Annotated in this window: 1 protein-coding gene; it reads left to right on the plus strand. The window is 35.1% G+C overall.

Going from position 1 to position 736, the window contains the following annotated elements:
* Window positions 1–49 precede the first annotated feature (49 nt).
* On the plus strand, window positions 50–709 hold the full coding sequence (locus tag PL85_RS18600) for an SLATT domain-containing protein (protein ID WP_115340119.1): 660 nt from the start codon (window positions 50–52) through the stop codon (window positions 707–709).
* Window positions 710–736: the final 27 nt, after the last annotated feature.

Here is a 736-nt window from a genome sequence, read left to right on the forward strand (position 1 = left end):
CCCTTAGCCGGGCGTTATGAATTTTTATTAAGTTTGGTAGATAAATAAAGTGAAAGATAAAGAAAGTAGTTTCCGAAACTTGTACAAAAAAATGGATTCAACATCTAAAACTAGATTCAATGCTTCAAGAAGACTAAAGTTACATTCTAAGTTTTCCGCATATATCATCGTATTTATATCCCTTGGTTTGATTTTAGTTACACTCATGCAAGCCTATTCGTTGGGTAGTAACATCAACAACAAGATAGTTGGTTTGTTTCAAGCATTTTCATCTATAGCAGTTTTAGTTTATTCGTTACTTATCGACAGAAATAATTACTCAAGCACGTCAGAAAAAATGTACTCTTGTGCAGCGCAGCTTGGTGAGTTAAAGCAAGAGGTTCGCCCATATTTAGATGAACAATCACATAATGAGCAGAAATATCTAGAGTTCAAAAATAAGTATCATCAACTTCTTAAACTGTATGAGACTCACTCTAACAATGACTTTCGAGGGGACTACTATCGGGCAAAGCTTGAAATGCCAGAGGACTATGAGATTAAAGGCTTTGACTGGTGTGTTATTTATTTGAAAATATTCGTATCGCATGTTTTAAATTTCATGTCCTACTTCATAGTTATTTCTGCACTATTAGGTGTCCTTTACTGGATTACATTTGGTGAGCCATTTTCGTTTGTATCAAACTCAGTTCAAGGGGCCGGTGTGTAAAATTCATAACAAACGGCTCAAGAGGGA

This window comes from Vibrio anguillarum (genome assembly GCF_001989995.2).
In the GTDB taxonomy this organism is placed as follows: Bacteria; Pseudomonadota; Gammaproteobacteria; order Enterobacterales; family Vibrionaceae; genus Vibrio; species Vibrio anguillarum.